This is a genomic window from Teredinibacter franksiae (genome assembly GCF_014218805.1).
In the GTDB taxonomy this organism is placed as follows: Bacteria; Pseudomonadota; Gammaproteobacteria; order Pseudomonadales; family Cellvibrionaceae; genus Teredinibacter; species Teredinibacter franksiae.
Map to the genome: position 1 here is coordinate 2991522 of NZ_JACJUV010000001.1, position 18307 is coordinate 3009828.

Annotated in this window: 18 protein-coding genes; 10 read left to right on the forward strand and 8 right to left on the reverse strand. The window is 50.8% G+C overall.

Annotation, left to right across the window (positions count from 1 at the left end; translation table 11 throughout):
- Nucleotides 1–80 precede the first annotated feature (80 nt).
- The 3 genes from H5336_RS12575 to rsmD form a co-directional block, all read right to left on the reverse strand.
- Nucleotides 81–2972, reverse strand: a complete 2892-nt coding sequence (locus H5336_RS12575) for a class I adenylate cyclase (protein ID WP_185234645.1) — start codon at nt 2970–2972, stop codon at nt 81–83.
- A 136-nt stretch (nt 2973–3108) separates the two neighbouring features.
- On the reverse strand, nt 3109–3600 hold the full coding sequence (gene coaD, locus H5336_RS12580) for a pantetheine-phosphate adenylyltransferase (RefSeq protein WP_185234646.1): 492 nt from the start codon (nt 3598–3600) through the stop codon (nt 3109–3111).
- A 55-nt stretch (nt 3601–3655) separates the two neighbouring features.
- Complete coding sequence (rsmD, locus tag H5336_RS12585) at nt 3656–4240, reverse strand: 16S rRNA (guanine(966)-N(2))-methyltransferase RsmD (RefSeq protein WP_185234647.1); 585 nt, start codon at nt 4238–4240, stop codon at nt 3656–3658.
- 66 nt (nt 4241–4306) lie between these two features.
- Here rsmD and ftsY point away from each other — a divergent pair, with 66 nt between their 5' ends.
- The 7 genes from ftsY to H5336_RS12620 all read left to right on the forward strand — a co-directional run bounded on the left by ftsY (nt 4307) and on the right by H5336_RS12620 (nt 9977).
- Entirely contained in the window at nt 4307–5314 is a 1008-nt protein-coding gene (ftsY, locus tag H5336_RS12590; RefSeq protein WP_185234648.1) for a signal recognition particle-docking protein FtsY, read from the forward strand.
- 70 nt (nt 5315–5384) lie between these two features.
- Nucleotides 5385–6083, forward strand: coding sequence for a cell division ATP-binding protein FtsE (gene ftsE, locus H5336_RS12595; RefSeq protein WP_185234649.1), 699 nt, complete (start codon nt 5385–5387; stop codon nt 6081–6083).
- On the forward strand, nt 6076–7044 hold the full coding sequence (gene ftsX, locus H5336_RS12600; RefSeq protein ID WP_185234650.1) for a permease-like cell division protein FtsX: 969 nt from the start codon (nt 6076–6078) through the stop codon (nt 7042–7044). The genes ftsE and ftsX overlap by 8 nt, the downstream gene beginning before the upstream one ends.
- 129 nt (nt 7045–7173) lie before the next feature.
- The gene (gene rpoH, locus H5336_RS12605; RefSeq protein ID WP_185234651.1) at nt 7174–8028 is read left to right on the forward strand and encodes an RNA polymerase sigma factor RpoH; all 855 of its coding nucleotides are present in this window, start codon (nt 7174–7176) and stop codon (nt 8026–8028) included.
- Between the two features lie 212 nt (nt 8029–8240).
- Nucleotides 8241–8627: a DUF423 domain-containing protein gene (locus H5336_RS12610; RefSeq protein ID WP_185234652.1), complete on the forward strand. Its 387-nt coding sequence runs from the start codon at nt 8241–8243 to the stop codon at nt 8625–8627.
- Entirely contained in the window at nt 8617–9306 is a 690-nt protein-coding gene (trmB, locus tag H5336_RS12615) for a tRNA (guanosine(46)-N7)-methyltransferase TrmB (protein ID WP_185234653.1), read from the forward strand. Before H5336_RS12610 ends, trmB begins: the two co-directional genes overlap by 11 nt.
- Before the next feature lie 104 nt (nt 9307–9410).
- On the forward strand, nt 9411–9977 hold the full coding sequence (locus tag H5336_RS12620) for a TIGR02444 family protein (protein ID WP_185234654.1): 567 nt from the start codon (nt 9411–9413) through the stop codon (nt 9975–9977).
- A gap of 101 nt (nt 9978–10078) precedes the next feature.
- Here H5336_RS12620 and H5336_RS12625 read toward each other — a convergent pair whose 3' ends face one another.
- Nucleotides 10079–10969 (reverse strand): histidine kinase, encoded by an 891-nt coding sequence (locus H5336_RS12625; RefSeq protein WP_185234655.1) that lies wholly within the window; start codon nt 10967–10969, stop codon nt 10079–10081.
- Nucleotides 10970–11418: 449 nt separating this feature from the next.
- Between H5336_RS12625 and H5336_RS12630 the strand changes: the two genes are divergently transcribed.
- Nucleotides 11419–12207, forward strand: coding sequence for an FKBP-type peptidyl-prolyl cis-trans isomerase N-terminal domain-containing protein (locus tag H5336_RS12630; RefSeq protein ID WP_185234656.1), 789 nt, complete (start codon nt 11419–11421; stop codon nt 12205–12207).
- Nucleotides 12208–12222: 15 nt separating this feature from the next.
- On the opposite strand, the gene H5336_RS12635 is transcribed toward H5336_RS12630, so the two are convergent.
- Both H5336_RS12635 and rsd read right to left on the reverse strand, forming a co-directional pair.
- Nucleotides 12223–13248 (reverse strand): WD40 repeat domain-containing protein, encoded by a 1026-nt coding sequence (locus H5336_RS12635; protein WP_185234657.1) that lies wholly within the window; start codon nt 13246–13248, stop codon nt 12223–12225.
- 143 nt (nt 13249–13391) lie between these two features.
- Nucleotides 13392–13853, reverse strand: a complete 462-nt coding sequence (gene rsd / locus H5336_RS12640) for a sigma D regulator (protein ID WP_185234658.1) — start codon at nt 13851–13853, stop codon at nt 13392–13394.
- Nucleotides 13854–14205: 352 nt separating this feature from the next.
- Here rsd and H5336_RS12645 point away from each other — a divergent pair, with 352 nt between their 5' ends.
- Entirely contained in the window at nt 14206–14649 is a 444-nt protein-coding gene (locus H5336_RS12645; protein WP_185234659.1) for a flagellar basal body-associated FliL family protein, read from the forward strand.
- Nucleotides 14650–14698: 49 nt separating this feature from the next.
- Here the strand turns inward: H5336_RS12645 and gshA are convergent, their stop codons facing one another.
- Entirely contained in the window at nt 14699–16306 is a 1608-nt protein-coding gene (gene gshA, locus H5336_RS12650) for a glutamate--cysteine ligase (RefSeq protein WP_185234660.1), read from the reverse strand.
- A 4-nt stretch (nt 16307–16310) separates the two neighbouring features.
- Nucleotides 16311–16862, reverse strand: a complete 552-nt coding sequence (locus H5336_RS12655; protein ID WP_185234661.1) for a hypothetical protein — start codon at nt 16860–16862, stop codon at nt 16311–16313.
- Nucleotides 16863–17341: 479 nt separating this feature from the next.
- Between H5336_RS12655 and gspC the strand changes: the two genes are divergently transcribed.
- Complete coding sequence (gspC, locus tag H5336_RS12660; protein WP_313557113.1) at nt 17342–18307, forward strand: type II secretion system protein GspC; 966 nt, start codon at nt 17342–17344, stop codon at nt 18305–18307.

The window sequence follows — 18307 nt, forward strand, 5'->3', positions numbered from 1 at the left end:
ACGTTACGTGAGGTGTTCGAGTCACAGCTTTAGGGAGCGGTGTAGTAGCTGTTGCTGCTGTATATGAAAAGAGGTGCTGTTTAGTTCTTAAGCAAAATGCCGATCGCCTGATTCAGTCGGAATTCGAGCCGGTCTTTAATTTTTAAGTAGTGCGCGCTGGATAGTTTTCCGGATTCGGATAGCTGTTGTTTGCTTAGACTGAGATCCAAGTCGGTTAGGTACACAGGGTAATGTTCCCGTGATGCTCGTAGTTTGAGAATGTATTGGGCGACCACCGTGTAGAGCTGGTCAGAGAAAGTTATACCGAGAAATTCCTGATCATCACAATAAAAATCGTACACCAGTTCACCCTCGGCTTTGCCGGGGTGAGCCACCGCGTTCACGTCAAACTTAGCGATGGCAGGCAGCTCGCGAGACACGCTTTTATGCAGGGCCTGGTAGCGGTTACCGATCTTGCTCAATTCGTGAAAGTGGATGGGGAATATGCCAAAGTCATACATCAGCTCCTGATTCATGCGCGTTTGTCGGTCGGCGACGGCACGCAGGAAGCGGTGCAGGGGTTTGAGCGGGCTGTGTTGGCCAGAGCCGCGATAGAGCTGGTGCAGAATGACGCCCATCTCATCGATGATATAGACCTCCATGCCGATGTCGAAGCGCTGGTAAAAAATATGGATGGCGCCCGACCAGCCGCGTCCGCCGCTGTCCCCTGAAATAGCGGATGTAAGGGTACGCAGTGGGTGGTGCAGCAGAGCGCGGCTGTCGAGCATAACAGGGCTGATGGAGACCTGCTCTTCTGCTAGGTAGTGCTCCAGCACTTTTGTGCTGGAGTGCTGTCGGGTAAGTAAGCGTGGACCACGAAACTGCAGGCTGTAGTAGTCCCCGGCCATTTCAAACAGGTAGCGGGTAGTTGCGGGGAAGCGACCACCGTAATAACAATGAATAATCTCCTTAAACCAGCGCTCCACTCTTTGGCTGATCGTTGCCGCATGATTACGGCCAATGCAAGACACCGTTAGCTCGGGAGGTGTGCGATGGCTGTCCGGTTGCGAATGCTGGAGGAAGTCTCGTAGAGCATCGAGGAGCGCGTGTTCACCGTCGTAGCGTCGGGAGCTAATTTCATTCCAGCTGTTGCGGGTGATGATGTCTACAGAAACTACCAGGTTTTCTTCGAATCCGCTGTAGCGTAGAGCATCGGCCTGGTTGCTTAGTCGCTGTATACCCAGGCCGTCAAGGTGGGGGGTGGGTGATTTGCCCACATTAAGTAACAATAGAACGCTCTGCGGTTCTGATGTTTGGTTAAAGGATTTATGGTTTAGGTGTGGCAGGGGAAGCGGTAGCCATTGTTCGAATTGCGTGAGAAGTTTGCGCAAGTTGAAGTCTGTAAGTGATGCAGCGGCCTGCAAATCGAAATAAGTGCTGGTGTCGATAATGCCGTTGAAATAACACCAGAGCACTAGCTCTACCAAGCTTAATGACGATTTAACGGCCTCGCCTTCGCCGGTCAGGGCGCCGCCCGCTTCTCGGGCATAGGCGGTCCACACTTCTACAGCATTTTCACTATCTTCGGTGGCCGTTAGGGAGATTACGGGTTCACTTAGGTCTTCTGATATGCCCGGGTTGATCCATTCAATCTTGCCAGGCTTTCGTTCAAACGCCGCCTGCAATTTACGTCCAAGGACGGTGAGTTCTTCGGTGGAAATAGACCGCTCGGCGCCGGTATCGGCGGCAAACTCTTGAATAAAACGATAACTGTGGTTCAGCTCGTTAACCAGCAGTGCGCGTTCTTCTGCCACCTGCGGGGCTTTCCACTTAGCGCGCTGGTCGAGCGTTTCTATTTGTCGATTACTCCAGCCCCACTGGCGTACCATTTTTTCCATTAGGCAGCGCTGCCAAGATTTCGCCCGACCATGGGGTGGCTTAGAAAGCGGCTTGTTCACTTTGAAATAAAAGCAGCGGCGCGCCAGCTCTAGTCGGGTTGCGTCTTTTTGCTGTTGCAGGTACTGCTCGATCTGGCGATAGATCATCACGTAGCTATCGAGCTCGTCGATATCGATATCGCCTTCGTATACCCTCGATTTGAATGCCAGCGAGAGTGGTTGAATATTGGGATGTTGATTGACGTAGGTTTCCAGCAATAATAGTTTGAGCACCGATTTGTAGGGCGACTCAATGGCTTTGTAAAGCTGCCAGATGCCAGCACCGACAAACTCGCCGGCGGGAATGGTTGAGATACCACCGAAATCCAGTTGCGCTTCAGAGCGCAGGTAGCGTTTTTCCAGCAGTGTAGAGGTGAACTCCGGGTAGTTGTTTTCCTGTTGCGGAGGCACAAACCACCACACCGGTTTACGTCCCGCCAGATGGATAGCCGAGCGATAAAATTCATCGAGCAGTAACAGTCGCTGTGCGCTGCCGCTGGATTCTGCGTTCAAGCTGGACTGCTGCCCTCGCTTAAATGCTTCGTGATCCATGATAAAGAAATGCACTTCGAGGCGAACCTTCATCGCCCAGTCTGAAATCAGCAGGCATTTACGGTTCAGTTGTTCCACTGCCCGAGTGGAGAGCCCGGGCTTTACGCACAGCCAGATATCCAGGTCACTTTTTTCGCTTTGAGCAATGGTGCCAACGCTACCCATAACAAACAGGCTGTAGATGTTTTCCGGCGCGCTGACATCGATATTGGCGGTAAAGCTGCGGGCTATGCTACGCCCCAAAGTGATGTCGGTTTTAACCAGTTTATAGCTACACAGGCGTGAGGGTGTATCGCGAGACACGTACCCTGGCATCATCGGGTGGTTGGTGTGGAAGAGTAGAGGAAAAGCGTCGAGTACGCGCTGTTGGCGTTCACTTAGAGCGTTGCGTAGGCGCTGTAAGCGGTCGCTATTGATGGCGACGAAGCGTTTTCCTGCCTGCAGCAGTACCTGGCGGTCCAGCCCTTGCTCTATTGAACCATGATCTATCGCCAGTGATTTCACGCGTAACAACCGAAACGAATAGCTGGGCCCCTGTGGGCGCCATGAATTGAAGCTTCTATTCCAGTTTAGCAGTGGCCAGGTTACTGGCCACGCTTAATAGGCAAGTGTTTTAGAACATTTTATTGTGATTGGCGACCTATTTCGGGTCGGCAGAGTTGTATTTAGCCGCCAGCGCCGCGCGTACTTTCTCTGGCACAAACTTGGATACATCGCCCCCAAGAGAGGCAATCTCCTTCACTAAAGAGGAGGAGATGTAAGAGAGGTGCTCGGCGGGTGTTAGGAAAAGGCTCTCCATTGAGGGTGCGAGGACACGATTCATGTTGGCAAGCTGGAACTCGTACTCAAAGTCGGATACTGCGCGCAGCCCGCGCACAACACCGTAGGCTTGCTTCTCCTCCACTAGGTCTTTCAGTAGGCAGTTGAAGCCACAGATTTCGATATTTTTGATGCCCGAAAGCACGTCTGTTGCTAATTCAACACGTTCTTCAAGCGTAAACAGTGGCTGCTTGCGCGTGCTTACCGCTATGGCAATAACCACGGAATCGAACAATTTCGAAGCCCGGTGAACGAGGTCGATATGACCGTTGGTAATTGGGTCGAAAGTACCTGGGTAAACAACTCGCTTCATAACAGCTCTCAAGTTGGTTGTGGGTTGGCGGCGCGTATTGTAGCCCGAAGTGTATTCAGTCCCAAGTTTTCGTATATAAACCGTAGCGCACGCTGCCTGCGGTTTTTTCCTTAAGTGTGTACAGCCCCTCGATTGCGAACGACGGGTGGGATTTTGGCGCTTCAATATATATTTTGGCGCTGGGGTGCAGTAGGCCCTTTCCGGCTAAGTATGTCAGTGCTGGCTGCCACAGATTCCTAGCGTAGGGTGGGTCGAGGAACACTAAGTCAAAAGGCTCGCTCGGTGGCGCCAACGATAGCCCATCTCCGCCGAATACCTTGGCATGCATGCCGTCGAGTAACTGAAGATTTGCTTCCAGCTGGCGCGCGGCCTGAGTATTGGTTTCGGCAAATTGTACAAAAGCCGCCCCGCGTGACAGGGCTTCTAGGCCTAGCGCACCGGTGCCAGCGAATAAGTCTAGGCAGCGGCTACCGTGAATATCAGCCATTAACCAGTTAAAGAGTGTTTCGCGCACGCGGTCGGCGGTGGGTCGAAGCCCTTCGGCCTCGGTAACGGCTAATTTTCGACCACGCCACTGGCCGCCGATGATGCGGATACTCGATTCTGAAGGTTTTTGCGGTTTTTTCTTTTTAGACGGCAAAAGAAGTCACTCCAAAATGGTAGGATGTGGGCCAATTATTGTTAGCCATCGAAATTTGCGGTCATCATGTTTTTTAAGCGTAAAAAAAGCAACTCCGAGACTCCCGAATCTGTTGAAAAACCCATCGACGAGCAGCCCATTGTTGAGCCGCTGGGTCTATTTGGTCGTATAAAGAAAGGCCTGTCACGTACCAGTGGCCAACTTTCCAGCGGCTTAGCAGCGCTGTTGCTGGGTAAAAAAGCGATCGACGACGAGCTGTTGGAGGAAATTGAAACTCTGTTGCTCATGGCCGATGTGGGGGTGGAAGCCACCGCCGATATTATTGACGACCTGACGGATAGGGCGTCGCGTAAACAATTGGCGGATTCGGACGCCTTATTTGAGGCTTTGAAACAATCGCTGAAGAGTTTGTTGCAGGACGTAGAAGCACCGCTGGTTATCGATACCGCCTTCAAGCCCTTCGTTATTTTGGTGGTGGGCGTTAATGGTGTGGGTAAAACGACCACGATAGGTAAAATTGCCAAGCGTCTACAGAATGAGGGGAAATCGGTATTGCTGGCGGCCGGCGATACTTTTCGTGCGGCGGCAGTCGAGCAGCTACAGGTCTGGGGTGAGCGTAACCAAGTGCCGGTAGTGGCCCAGCACACCGGGGCAGATAGCGCCTCGGTTATTTTCGATGCGGTGCAGTCGGCTCAGTCGCGTGGTATTGATGTCGTCATTGCTGATACCGCTGGTCGCCTGCATAACAAAAGTAACCTCATGGAAGAGTTGGCCAAGGTCAAACGCGTAATGGGAAAGCTGGACGCCACAGCGCCTCACGAAGTATTGTTGGTGCTCGACGCCGGTACCGGTCAGAATGCTCTAAGCCAGACCGGCCATTTTCGAGAAGCTGCTGGGATAACGGGTTTGGCGCTAACCAAGCTAGACGGTACCGCAAAGGGCGGAATCATCTTTGCGTTGAGTAAAAAATACCAGATTCCGGTGCGTTACATTGGTGTCGGCGAAAGCATTGATGACCTGCAGCCATTTGTTGCCGACAGCTTTATTGACGCCCTATTTGGTCAACCCAAGTGAGTGCTCACTTGCTCTGAGCCTCTTAATTTCACTGTAGATACGCCGCTACTTAGTAGAACAATAACAACTTGTGATCAATTTTAGCAACGTCAGTAAACGCTATGAAAACGGCCATCAGGCACTGAGTAATCTGTCTTTCGATATTGACGACGGTGAGCTGGTGTTTCTTACTGGTCATTCGGGCGCGGGTAAAAGTACGCTGATGAAGCTCATTATGTTGATGGAGCGCTCCTCCACCGGTCAGGTGGTCATCGCCGGACGTAACCTTAACCGTCTTCGTCAAAGCCAAGTTCCCTACCACCGTCGCCAGGTTGGTGTGGTGTTCCAAAACCATCAGTTGCTGTTCGATCGTACCGTATTTGAGAATGTGGCTTTGCCGCTGCATATTGCCGGCTATCAGTCGCGCGAGGTGGGCCGAAGGGTTCGAGCGGCATTGGACAAGGTCGGGTTGTTGGATCGCGAAAAAGTCAGCCCCATTACGCTTTCTGGTGGAGAGCAGCAGCGTGTTGGTATCGCGCGGGCGGTGGTTAACAAGCCGCCATTGCTGTTGGCGGATGAGCCCACCGGTAATCTCGACCCGCAACTATCCTCTGAGATAATGAACTTGTTTCGCCAATTTAATCAGTTTGGCGTAACCGTGATGATCGCCAGCCACGATATCGCTTTGGTACGCCGCCTCAATCATCGGGTTTTAACGCTCTCAAAAGGCGAGTTAATTCACGATGGCTTATTGCCGCCGCCGGCAACCGAGGTGCAGGCTAATGGCTAAATTTGACACCGGGGCGGTGCAGAGTAAAACCAGCTTTGGCGATAAGTCGCGCAGTTACTGGGCTCATCACCGCAGCACATTTTTTGGCAGCCTGGTGCGTTTGATGGCCACGCCAGGGCAAACGCTAATGACCTCGTTGGTGGTCGCCATTGCGTTGGCATTACCCATGACGCTGTTGCTGGCGTTGGGCAATATCCAACAGCTGGGCGATAACTGGGATGCCAGCCCCAAAATTTCGGTATACCTCAACCTGCGGGCGCGGGATACCGCTATTCAGTTATTGGTGGAAAAACTCAAATTAATGCCCGAGATAAACGCTGTGGAGTATTTGTCTGCAGACGCGGTATTGGCAGACTTTCAGCGTCTTTCTGGGTTTGGTGAAGCACTTGAGGCGTTGGAGGATAACCCACTGCCGGCAACACTCATTATTACCCCAGCCGTTGTAGCGGTTGAACCGGCGCAGCTGAAGCTCTTGGGCGAGCGCATCACGGCTGAAGCTATAGTCGATGAAGTGTCCATGGATATGGAGTGGATAAGGCGATTGCGCGAACTGATGGTGCTCGGCAAGAAAATTGTCGCCGCGCTTGCAGGTTTACTGGGCTTGGGCGTGCTCTTGGCCGTAGGCAATACAATCCGTTTAGCCATAGAAAACCGTCGCGAAGAAATCATCGTATCCAAGCTGGTGGGTGGCACCAACGGCTTTGTGCGCAGGCCTTTCTTGTACAGTGGTGGCTGGTATGGATTCTTCGGCGGTGTATTGGCTTCACTCATTGTTGCCCTAGGCTTCTGGATAATCGATGATACAGCAGGCCGGCTGGCAAGCCTTTATCAGAGTGACTTCCAGCTTCAGGCGCTGGGTGCCAAAGGCGGCCTGCAGCTATTAGCTGCAGGCACTCTATTAGGGTGGCTGGGGGCTTGGTTGGCGGTAGGTAGGCATCTCGCACAAATCGAGCCACGTTAGCTTCTTAGTGACAGAATTGGAATTTATTGCAGGTTGATCTGTCCAAACCCTTGAAATTCTTGAATATCCGCCTAGAATTCTCCAACTGGTTCGTTGGAGAGCCAAACATCATTGTTGGAGGAATGCCGAATGGGCAAAAGTTTACAGACTGTGGAAATACTGGCTCCAGGGCAGAACCTGAATGCCTACATGCAGGCCGTGAACAAATTCTCTGTGCTGACTGCAGAAGAAGAGAAGCAGTTAGGCGAAGATTTGTATTATCGTGAGAACCTAGAGGCTGCGCGCCGTCTGGTTATGGCGCATCTGCGTTTCGTTGTTCATATTGCCAAATCCTATGCTGGCTACGGGCTGGCACAGGGTGATTTGATTCAGGAAGGCAATGTTGGGCTAATGAAAGCGGTAAAACGTTTTAACCCCGAAAAGGGTGTTCGTTTGGTGAGTTTTGCCGTTCACTGGATTAAAGCCGAGATTCACGAATTTATTTTACGCAATTGGCGTATTGTAAAAGTGGCCACCACCAAGGCCCAGCGTAAGTTGTTTTTCAATCTGCGTGGCAAAAAGAAGCGCCTAGCTTGGTTGACCAACAGCGAAGCCAAGGCGGTTGCTGAAGATTTAAACGTGGACGTAAAAAACGTTCGTGAAATGGAAAGCCGTTTGTCTGCATTCGATGCCGCCTTTGATGCCGGTGCCGATGAAGACGACGAAACGGCGTATCAGGCACCTGCCAACTATTTGGAAGATCGTCGTTACGACCCATCCACACTGTTGGAAAAGGCTGACTGGACAGAAAACAGCGTGGCGGGTTTGGTTTCGGCAATGGAGCAGCTGGATGATCGCAGTCGTGATATCCTCCAGCAGCGTTGGTTGAGTGAAGAAAAATCTACGTTACATGAGCTGGCAGGGCAGTACGGTGTGTCGGCTGAGCGTATTCGCCAGCTTGAAAAGAACGCGATGAAAAAAGTACGCGTTTCCATGGAAGCCTGATACCAACCTAAATAGTTATAGGAAAAGGAAAAAGCCGCAAATTGCGGCTTTTTCTTTGCCCGCAGGGTTTAGTTGTTGGTATCTCTGGCGACGATGAAGCAATCAAGCCCTTTTTGTAGTACCAAGCTCCTCGTTTTTAGCTCCCGTAAATACGCTGTGGCACCTTGTTGCAGGCCTTCAGCGAAAAAACGTTTTTACGCTCTGGAAATTTTATGCCCACCACAAAACTCTTTCTGCTAATTGCCAGTGCCAGCGGTATGATTGCCGTCATTCTGGGTGCCTTTGGTGCCCACGGTCTTAAAAATATGATTGCACCACAATTATTAACGGTTTGGCAGACCGCAGTGCAATATCATTACTACCACACCTTTGCCCTGTTAGTGGTTGCTCTTGTGGGTATTCATATAGGAGGTAGTCACTGGCTGAACCTTTCGGGTTATTTATTGATCGTAGGCATATTAATGTTCAGCGGCAGCCTCTACGCTCTTGCATTGGGTGGCCCGCGCTGGCTTGGCCCGATAACGCCAGTAGGTGGCTTAATGTTTATTTTGGGCTGGTTGTCCTTATTCATCGCAGTATTGAAAACACATGAAACCTGAATATAAGAAAAAATCGATTCGCAGCTATGTGATTCGTGCGGGGCGCATGACCGATGGTCAGAAGAATGCGTTTGACCGTTGGTGGCCCATGTATGGTTTGAGCCTCTTTGATGGGGTAATCGACCCGACAGCGATTTTTGGGCGAGAAGCGCCACTGGTGGTGGAAGTGGGCTTTGGTATGGGCGACTCGCTGTATGCCATGGCGGCTGCGGAGCCCGATAAAAACTTTATTGGCATTGAAGTTCATCCTCCCGGCGTGGGGCGCCTTATTAGTCTTGCTGGTGGTGATAAGCTAACCAATTTGCGTGTTTATTTGGCCGATGCTGTAGATGTTATGACCGATTGTATCCCGCTTAACCACGTTGACCGTTTTCAGTTGTTCTTTCCCGACCCGTGGCATAAGAAAAAACATAACAAGCGGCGAATATTACAGCCCGAATTTGCCCAGCAGATACGTCGTGTACTGAAAGAAGGCGGATGCTTCCATATGGCAACAGATTGGGAAAATTATGCCGATCACAGTATGGAAATACTGAGTATCGCCGAAGGGTATACCAATGCCGCTAGTCAATATTGCTTTGCCGAAAGGCCAGGTTATCGTCCAAAAACTAAATTTGAATCTCGAGGGGAGCGCTTGGGGCACGGTGTTTGGGATATTGTTTTTGCGAAAACCGAATAATTACCTAGCAGGGTATTGACCTACACCTGCAACAAATTTCACACGGCTTTACAATACTTTGAACCAATACTGGACGAAATCAGGAACAGGGCATAGTCTGCGCGATGTACGGAAACAAACAAGGCCAAACTTACGAGAAAATGATGTCTGCCCGACCCTCATCGGCACTCTGGGGGGAATCGCTGTGGGACTACGCTGTTCGTGTTTTTTCCCATAAGGAAGTCGAAGATATTCTGATCGGCTTGCAAGATGACTACCACGCAAATATCGATATCATCCTCTGGTGCTGTTGGCTGGAAGAAGAGGGTATATGGCTGTCTCGCGAATCTCTTGATGATGTACTAATCACTATCGACACGGTTAATCAGGAAACACTGATTAAAATCCGTGAAGTACGACGCTATCTGAAAGATGCGGGTAGTTTTACCCAGGTACAAGCCAAGGTTATCTCCAAGCAGTTACTGAATGCCGAATTGATGATCGAGAAAGTATTGGTTTATCGCTTGCAGGATTTAACCCGTCGCTTCTACGAAGTATTAAGAGACGAAGAAAATCCATTGCGCCTGGGATATTACTTCGACTTCATGAGAATTCCAGATGCGCATCAAATTGCCCATCTAATTCGCGTTGCGACTCGTCATGCACGCACGCCAGCTATTCAGCCAGGTTAATGGCTTTTGGTTGCCTAATGTAATGGTTGCCCACAAAAAAAGCCCGCCTAGTTAGGCGGGCTTTTTTTGTGGGCCGGGTTTTTAGCGTGTAGCGTGGCGGCTTAGTCTTTGCTGGGGTCGAACAGGCCGCCTGTAGAGGGTTCTATAGGCTTGGGCGACTCTACTGGGGATGCCGCAGGGGTGGGTTCCGCTACCTTTATATCAGCCTTCGGTGCTTCTAGGGCTATTGGTTTAGCTTCAGGCTCAGCGGGTTTGGCCTCTACTGTTTTAGGGGCCGGAGCAGGAGCAGCAGGCGTTGCTACCGGTGCTGCCGGAGCCACAACAGCCGGTGTTACTTCTGCTTTTTGGGTGGGCTTGGTTTCCGCAGGTTTAGCGGCTGGCGCTTTTTTCTCTGCGGGCTTGTTGGCGGCTTTTTTGGCTACGGGTTTTTTTGCCGCTGCTTTCTTTGCTGCTGGCTTTTTAGCCGCGGGTTTAGCTGCAGGCGCTTTTTTAGTTGCAGCTTTCTTTGGCCCAGCTTTTTTTATGGCAGCTTCCGTTGCAGGTTTTGCTTTGGTTGCCGTTTTTTTGGCTGCCGGCTTTTTCTTATTCTTTTTAGCTAATTGCTTTTCGGTGGCAGCGGCGATTTTTGCAAGATCGGCGGCTTGAGTCAGCACCGCTTTCACCCCAGCCTGAGTGGCTTTGGCTGCATTGAGTGCGGATTTCAGTTCAGCTGCAACAGCGCGCTGCTCGGCAACGGCTTTCTTGGTGGCGGCGAGCTTGGCTGTGGATGCCGCTGTTTTCTTTTTGGCAACGGCTGCTGCTGCTGCTTTTGCTTTATTTTGCAGGCTGCTGAGCTTGGTTTTGGCTTTCGCCATAGTAGAAGTAGCCGATTTAACAGCTTTGTCAGCAGTGGCGAGGTTCTTCTTGCGCGCACTGTCGAGCTGAGCTGACAGCTTGGCAATTTGTTTTTCTAGTTCAACAACCGGGTCGAGGATTTTCTTTTTTGCTGCCATGAGTGAGTACCTGAAAAGAGTTCTTTTATTTGGAAGGGCCAAAGGGCGCAAAAATAATAACTGCGTTTAAATGAAAATTGTATGTTTTTTGTGTCCAATTTGATTTGAGAGCCATATTTTTTACAGTATTCAGCCATTTGTACCAGCTATCTGAGCAAATTCGGCTTAACATTGCGATTGTTGGTAATAGTACGACATTTTTGTGCGAGCCGTCCCGCATAGCGCATAAGTGAATTGCGGTGAGGCTGGCCGCGATCTTTGGGCTTGGGTATACTGCCTGCGCATTTGGTGAAAGGCCCTTGAAAACAGTGTCTCTCGAAACCATGCCCCGCTGCAGATTTCGAAAGCCTTTGGGTGAATGTCGGCTAACGACAATACAAAAAAACAGAATCGTCGTGTGCTATTGCATATCTGCTTCGATTTCTGCCATATAACAGGACCATAAAAAAATGAAAAAACTTACTTTGATTACAGTGGCCGTTGCGACTCTTTTTGTTGCTGGCTGTCAAGAAGATGCGGCGAACCAGCAGCCGAAAGATTTAACCATGGAATCGCTGGATGACAAAATGAGTTATATCTTGGGTTATAACTTGGCGCGTCAGGCTAAAACCTCCAGCTTCGACGTAAATCCTGACCTCATTGCCCTGGCAATTAATGAAGTCAAAACCGATGCTGAACCTCGGTTTAACGATGACGAAATAATGGCCACTATGCGTGCCTTCCAGGCAGAGCAGAAAGCTCGTCGTCAGGAAGCGACTAACAAGCTGTCGGAAGATAACACCGCCAAAGGTAAAGCTTTCCTAGACGAAAATGCTAAGAAAGAGGGCGTTGTTACCACTGAGTCTGGAATGCAGTACGAAGTTCTTACCGCCGGTACCGGTGCTATGCCATTGGCTAAAGACCGTGTTTTGGCCCATTACCGTGGCACCACCCTAGACGGAAAAGAGTTCGATAGCTCCTACGGTCGTGGTGAGCCAGCCAAGTTTTTCGTTGGTAGTCTGATTCCTGGCTGGGTTGAAGCGCTGCAATTGATGCCTGCTGGTTCTAAGTGGAAGCTCTATATCCCGGGCGATTTAGCTTACGGACCTAATGGTAAAATGGATCGCCGTACGGGTGAGTATGACATCGAGCCAAATGCCCTGTTGGTATTTGAACTTGAGTTGCTGGAAATTAATCCAGCAGAAGACGAAGCTGCGCCAGTACCAGCAGTTCCAGCTCCAGCGGCAAAAGCTGAATAGTTCAGCTCCTGTTGTTTATTTACCATCAGCGCCCGGCAATTCGCCGGGCGTTTTTGTTTCTAGTGTGTGCACAAATCCGTTAGAAGCAATTGCGTGGAAACGGTGAGGCTGCGGGTCGAAGGCCACTGCAATAACCGCTGCGCTGGTGGGTTTCCATTTGTCGCGTTTGGGTAATTCCCAGCGTGCAATTTCTGCCGCTTCTGGCAATTTCCACAGTTGAACGATTTGATCTGGTCGGCCGGTGAGCAAATAGGCATTGTCGTCGCTGAAGCGGGCAACGGTGAATGCTAGTCCGCGCTTGAGGTGTTGAGCTTTTAGCGGCAATTCAGCCATAATCTCGCCAGTGCGTGTATGCCAAAGTAACGCGCGGTCATACTTGCTTACTGAAAGTGCTATAGAGCCGTCGGCTGACAGCTTTACCAGTTGCACATCATCGTTGTGCTTGAAGCGGGTAATAACCTTGCCCGAACGTAAATCCCAGAGGGCTGCGGTGTAATCTTCGCTGCCCGTCAGCGCCAACTGGCCATCTTGGCTGAGGTCGACACTACGTACGCGGTTGCTATGTTTAAGTGTTTGTCGAATGCCGCCCCGCTGAATGTCAAAGAGCACAGCAGAGTGATCGCTTAAGCCCAGTAAGGCTGTGTTACCACCGGGACCGAGTACGGCGTCGAGTATTTCACCGGGGGCGCGCCAAAATCGTGTGCCCTCTCCTGTACGCGTATCCCAAAGTACCAGCGTGGCCGGGTCGGCGGTTAAACCCCAAAAACCATCGCTGGAAAAGTCGGCTGCGACGACTGTAGTTGTTTCGCCGTCGCTGTGATTCCAGTTATAAAGTCGCTCTTGTGAATTAAGTTTCCACAGGCTGCCGCCGTGATGAATGGAGCCAATAATGGCCATGGAGCCGTCTTCAGCAAGTGCCGAGGCGTACATGCCCTTTACGGCAACTTCGAGCGATTGCTTTGGCGGCATGGCATGGTCACAAGCCCCTAGTGCCAAGCAGCACAGTAGCGGAAAAAATAATTTATGGGTAACTTTGAACATTGGCGAACAGCCTGTGGCAAATTGGCTTCAAGCGCGTTATTGGTGTGGTATTTGGTTTAAGAATAGCAGTTGAAAAAAAACCTGCGGCCTGAGTGGGCGCAGGTTTTACGGGAGTGAATTACCAATGGGCAACAGTTGCGCTGTTAAGCAACCTGATCTTTGTGGGCAGTATGCAGAACTTCTATAGCGCGGTCTTCGGCCTCAAAGCGTGTAGCTAGGCGTTCGCCCAGCTTCGACAGGTCTGGCGAAAGTGAGTCCAGGTCGTCTATTTCCTGATACTTGTCGTTGAAGTCGAGAACATATTCAGTCGTTTTGTCGACCTGGCCGAAAAGAGATTTGGCTTCTGTTAGGGCTTCGCTGTCTTCGTACTCCCGACCTTCCTGAACAAGTTGGTCGTATATTTCGAAATGCCCGGCAGACACATAGTCAACCATGAGTTGGCACATGCGTTTGAGTGTTTCACCTGCGGTATCGCTAGGTTCATCAACAATTTCCGACAGTTGGCAGTAGAGCACCAGTACTTGCTGGCGTTCCTTTAACCAGCGGTCGATTATTTCACTCACGCCTCCCCAGCGTTCCTGTGCAGTTTTACAATTTTCGAGCATAGGTCTATAAATTCCCACTAATTGAATCGTTAAATGAAGATAGGTGATTGGGCGCCCAAGAGCAAGACTATATCGCGCCAGAGATGGTGAACTCTGTTCTAGCTGATATTACAAATTTACCAATTATTGCGTATTGCCAGATTACTTTGGTCTGAACGTTCAGCAAAGGGGGAGATCTTGAGTGTTTGTAATCTCCTAAGGGTTGAAAATAGGGGTTAAAAAACGTGCGAGTAGTCTGCGGAGATTTGCAGTTGTCGAGGCGGCTTTGGGCTATGCTTTTAGTGACTAAATTGATCAGGTGCCCGTTATGATATGTGCGGTTCTTGTAGGGCTTGTATGTAGGGTTAGGGTGATGGCAAGCTCCGTGCGTCAGTTCTGCTCAAGCTGTGTACTGATGGTGCTTGTTTTGGCAAGCGTTGTTGCAGTAGCTGAAGACGAAGAGGCCGCTGCCGAAGAAGCGCAAGCCGCAACTGCAGCGGCTATTTATTTGCCCATTAAACCAGCGTTCGTGGTGAATTACGGTGGCTCAGGCCGGTTAAAATACATAAAGGCTGAGGTATCTGTGAGGGTGGATTCTTCCTCTGCGGCGAACTCCGTTCGTCACCATCTTCCCTATATTCGTAACAACTTGGTGATGTTGTTTGCCAGCCAGACAGATGAGTCTCTGGATTCGCAGGAGGGAAAAGAGGCGTTGCGCCAGGATGCCTTGGCCGAAATTCGAAAAATAGTGATGCAGGAGGACCAAGCCGAAGGCATTATTGATGTTTTTTTTAACACATTAATTGTACAAAAATAATGGCGAATAAGGCTTGGGCGTAGGCCGGCCGCCATATCATACGCGTCCGTTACGACATGAAGTTACCGCAACAGCGCCGATATTGTTTGTAGTAGCGTGCTAAAAATTCTCCAAATGGCAGTTGGTCTTTGTTTTCCATCGACCGCTGCTCTGCTTCAGACTCTAGCGCCATACTTTCCATTCTTTCCCTAATGTCGTCCGGCAGAGGTTGTGATTGCAATTGCTGGGAGTGGTCTCGTGACTGTTCCAGTGCGTATGTAGCAAAATCGAGTTTGTTGTCGCGGAGCTCTTTCAGTATGCGCGCGGAAGGCGTGAGGTTCGGGTTGATTAGTTTTTGCTTTTGTAGCTCAAGGCTGGCGGTGAATTCGCCGGATTTGTTCGCAGTATCCAAAATTGCCGCAACAGGCTGCATGGCATCCATTAGCGATAGCCCCCAGGTTTTCAGAGAAATATCGCCGGCTTCGGGGTGCGTAAGGCTGGTGTCCGGCGCGCGGCCGTGGCTCACCACTGTTTTTTGGTTGGCCAGTATCAGCCGTGCTTCGTCGCTGTCTGTTTGCGGGCTATCTTGCAGTGCGCAGTACAGCAAAAAGGTATCGAGGAAATGAATCTGCTCCGAGGTGATCCCAAGTGGCGTAAAGGGATTGGAGTCTAGGCAGCGCACCTCAATATATTCCACACCACGATTGTCCAGTGCCGCGAGTGCTGTCTCGCCTGGTTGCGCGGTGCGCTTGGGGCGAATGGCGCTGTAAAACTCGTTTTCGATTTGCAATAGGCCGGTGTTGAGTTGTCGGTATTCGTCATTCTCGTCGGTAACCCCAAGCGCTTGGTAGGCCGGATAGGGTTGGGTAATGGCTGCACAAAGGCTTTCGATATAGCGCTTTTTGTCGTTGTAGCAAACGTACAGTGAATCCTGTGCACTGCTTTGATAGCCCAGGTCGCCCATGCGCAGTGATGTGGCGTAGGGGAGGTGAAGCGTATGTTGCAAGGGTTGCAAAGGTTCTAGGTTGTGTTTGCGGTCGCCGGCGAACGAGGTGCAGATGGCCGGTGATGCGCCGAACAGGTAGATCAGTAGCCAGTAGTGGCGGCGGAAATTACGAATCAGGCCAAAGTAGCGCTGATTTTTGTATTCCTGCAGGTCGGCCATACTGTTGTCGCGGCGAGATAAAAAAGCCCAGAAAGCGTTGGGGAGCGAGAAGTTGTAGTGCAGCCCAGCCACAGTTTGCATGGAGCGGCCATAGCGATGACCCAAGCCCACGCGGTAAATGGTTTTCATGCGGCCGTTATTGGAGTTGCCGTAGCGTGCGACGGGAATATTTTCATCCTTGCCAAGGGCGCAGGGCATACTGTGGGTCCACAGGTATTCATCCTGGGGTAGTTGGGTGGTGGTGTAGCGTTGCAAAATGTCGAGTTGGTTCAGCAGGTCGTTTATGGCATGGCTTGGCGGGGTAATAAACTCAAGAAGTGCTTCGCTGAAATCGGTGGTGATCTGCGGGTGTGTGAGCGCAGCGCCCAGCCCTGGGGGGTGAGGGCTCAGGCTTAACTTGCCGTTATGGTTAACGCGCAGGCTCTCGCGCTCTACGCCACGCAGTATGCCCGTAAGCAAAGCGGCGTTTTGGTCTTCGCTTAATTCGTGAGGCAGATCTTTGAGTTCAAACATTGGGTTACACCAGCATTTGTTGCGGAGTGTCGGTTTCAGGTATTGCTTGCGCCAGCTGATCCGCGTCTAGCGCGGTACTAAGCTCGAGATTACCGTCGACCTCTAGGGGTGGCGCGCTGTTGCTGTCGGCTTCGGCATGCGTGTTATCGGCGGTATCGTTGCCATCAACCACCTCCGGGGTGACCGCTTCGGTGGTAGGCATTTCGGCTGCAGTGTGTATAGGGGGGAGTAATTGAGATTCGGTTGATTCTGGCGCCAAACCTTCAGGTATAGCCCCGTCGGCGGTCGTTCCCTCACTTATCGCTGCTTCATCCGCCGCCATAGAGAGTTCTTCTGAATGTGCTGGTAACTGTAAAACATCCTTCTCGGTTTTCTCTATTTCGCATATGCGTGCACGCAGGTTCGGGTCTTTAACGGTTAGTTCAACCATGCGATTCAGCGCTTCGTCTTTGTGGGGTGTGCGATAGATAGAGCGGTTCTCGGAGCCATCTCCCCACTCGCCGGATTTTGCTAAAAACTGTTCATGCTGATTGCAAATTACGAAGACTCGATTCATAGGGAATGCTCAATATTGACTGCAGGGCTCGAAACCTTTGGCGAATTGTAGCCGACACATGTGGTGGTAGAGAGTCAAATTGCCGTTTCGATGAAGGCCTAAATGGGGACGGGCTTGATAAAATACAAGTTTGTCCAGCATCTGTCTGGGTGGTGCCTTCAAATTGTGAAAAAACCGAGAATACCAGAAGGCTGACATACCATTCCTCATTCAGCCTGTATAGACTAGATGAACTTTCGCAGCCTTTCCGCTGAGATCTATAGTGTTTTCGGGGTTCGCGGAGAGGCAAAGACAATAATTATGTGGTTCGTGTGTTTTCGCTCTGTCGGAACAGGGCGCGATTCAGGGCAGGCGATTTGCTTGCTTAGATCAGAATTTCGCCGATTCGAGAAGTTTTTGCCTCGGGTTCACGCAATCACTAATGGCTCAGCCCCACTTCATGTGTGGCGGGTGTAAACGTATTATTTTGGAGATGATTGGTGACAACCCGGTTGGCTGACAATCAAGCATTTATAACAGCCAATCGGTATTGGTTGGTGCTACAGGCGTGGGCAAAAAGCCAGCCGCTTGATGTTTGGCGCAATGCTGTTCTGATGTTTGCCGCGTTTTGGTTGGTGCATAGCTTTGCCCGCCTGTTTTGGGTGGTCTACCCGCTACCAGAGTTGCCCCAGCCCACCCGCTTTGCCGCTCCAGTAGTGGAAGGCGCTTCAGTAAAGACAGTGTCGGTGGACATTGTTGCGCTGCAGGAGTTAAAGCTTTTTGGTGATGCTGGCGACCTGCCCATCGAAGACATCCAAGCGCAATCTGAAAATACCGAGTTAATGGTTGATGAGAATGCGGCAACTACGCGTCTTAGTTTGAAGTTACACGGTGTTATTGCCAGTGATGATTCACGCGAGGCGCGTGCCATTATCGATGTAGGTAACGAGCAGGCTCTTTATCGCATTGGCGAAGAAATCAAAAAGAATAAGGGCGTGAAGCTGGCCAAGGTCATGGATCAGCGCGTTATTCTCGATAATAAAGGGGCTTTTGAGTCGCTGTGGCTGTATTCGGAAGAAGATTTCAAAAAATCGGCCGCGACTCGAAATAGCTACAAAGTGCCCAGAGGCAAGGCTAGCGCCGGCAAAAAACCGGTTAGCAACAGTATTACTCCCAACCAAATCCCTAAGTCTATTAGTGATGTTGTACGTTTTAGCGTACACAGAGAAGACGGGAAGATGATCGGCTATAAGGTTCGACCAGGGCGGGATAAGGTGTTATTTGAGCAGGTAGGGCTGAAGTCTGGTGACATTGTTACCAGTGTTAACGGCCGCGAAATGACCGACCCCAAGCAGTTGCGTGAGGTCTATCAGGATTTGAAAACCGCAACCGAGGCTAGTTTGGTTGTGCGCCGCAATGAAGAAGAAATTCCCATTACCGTAAGAGTAGACAGTACAGGTGGATAA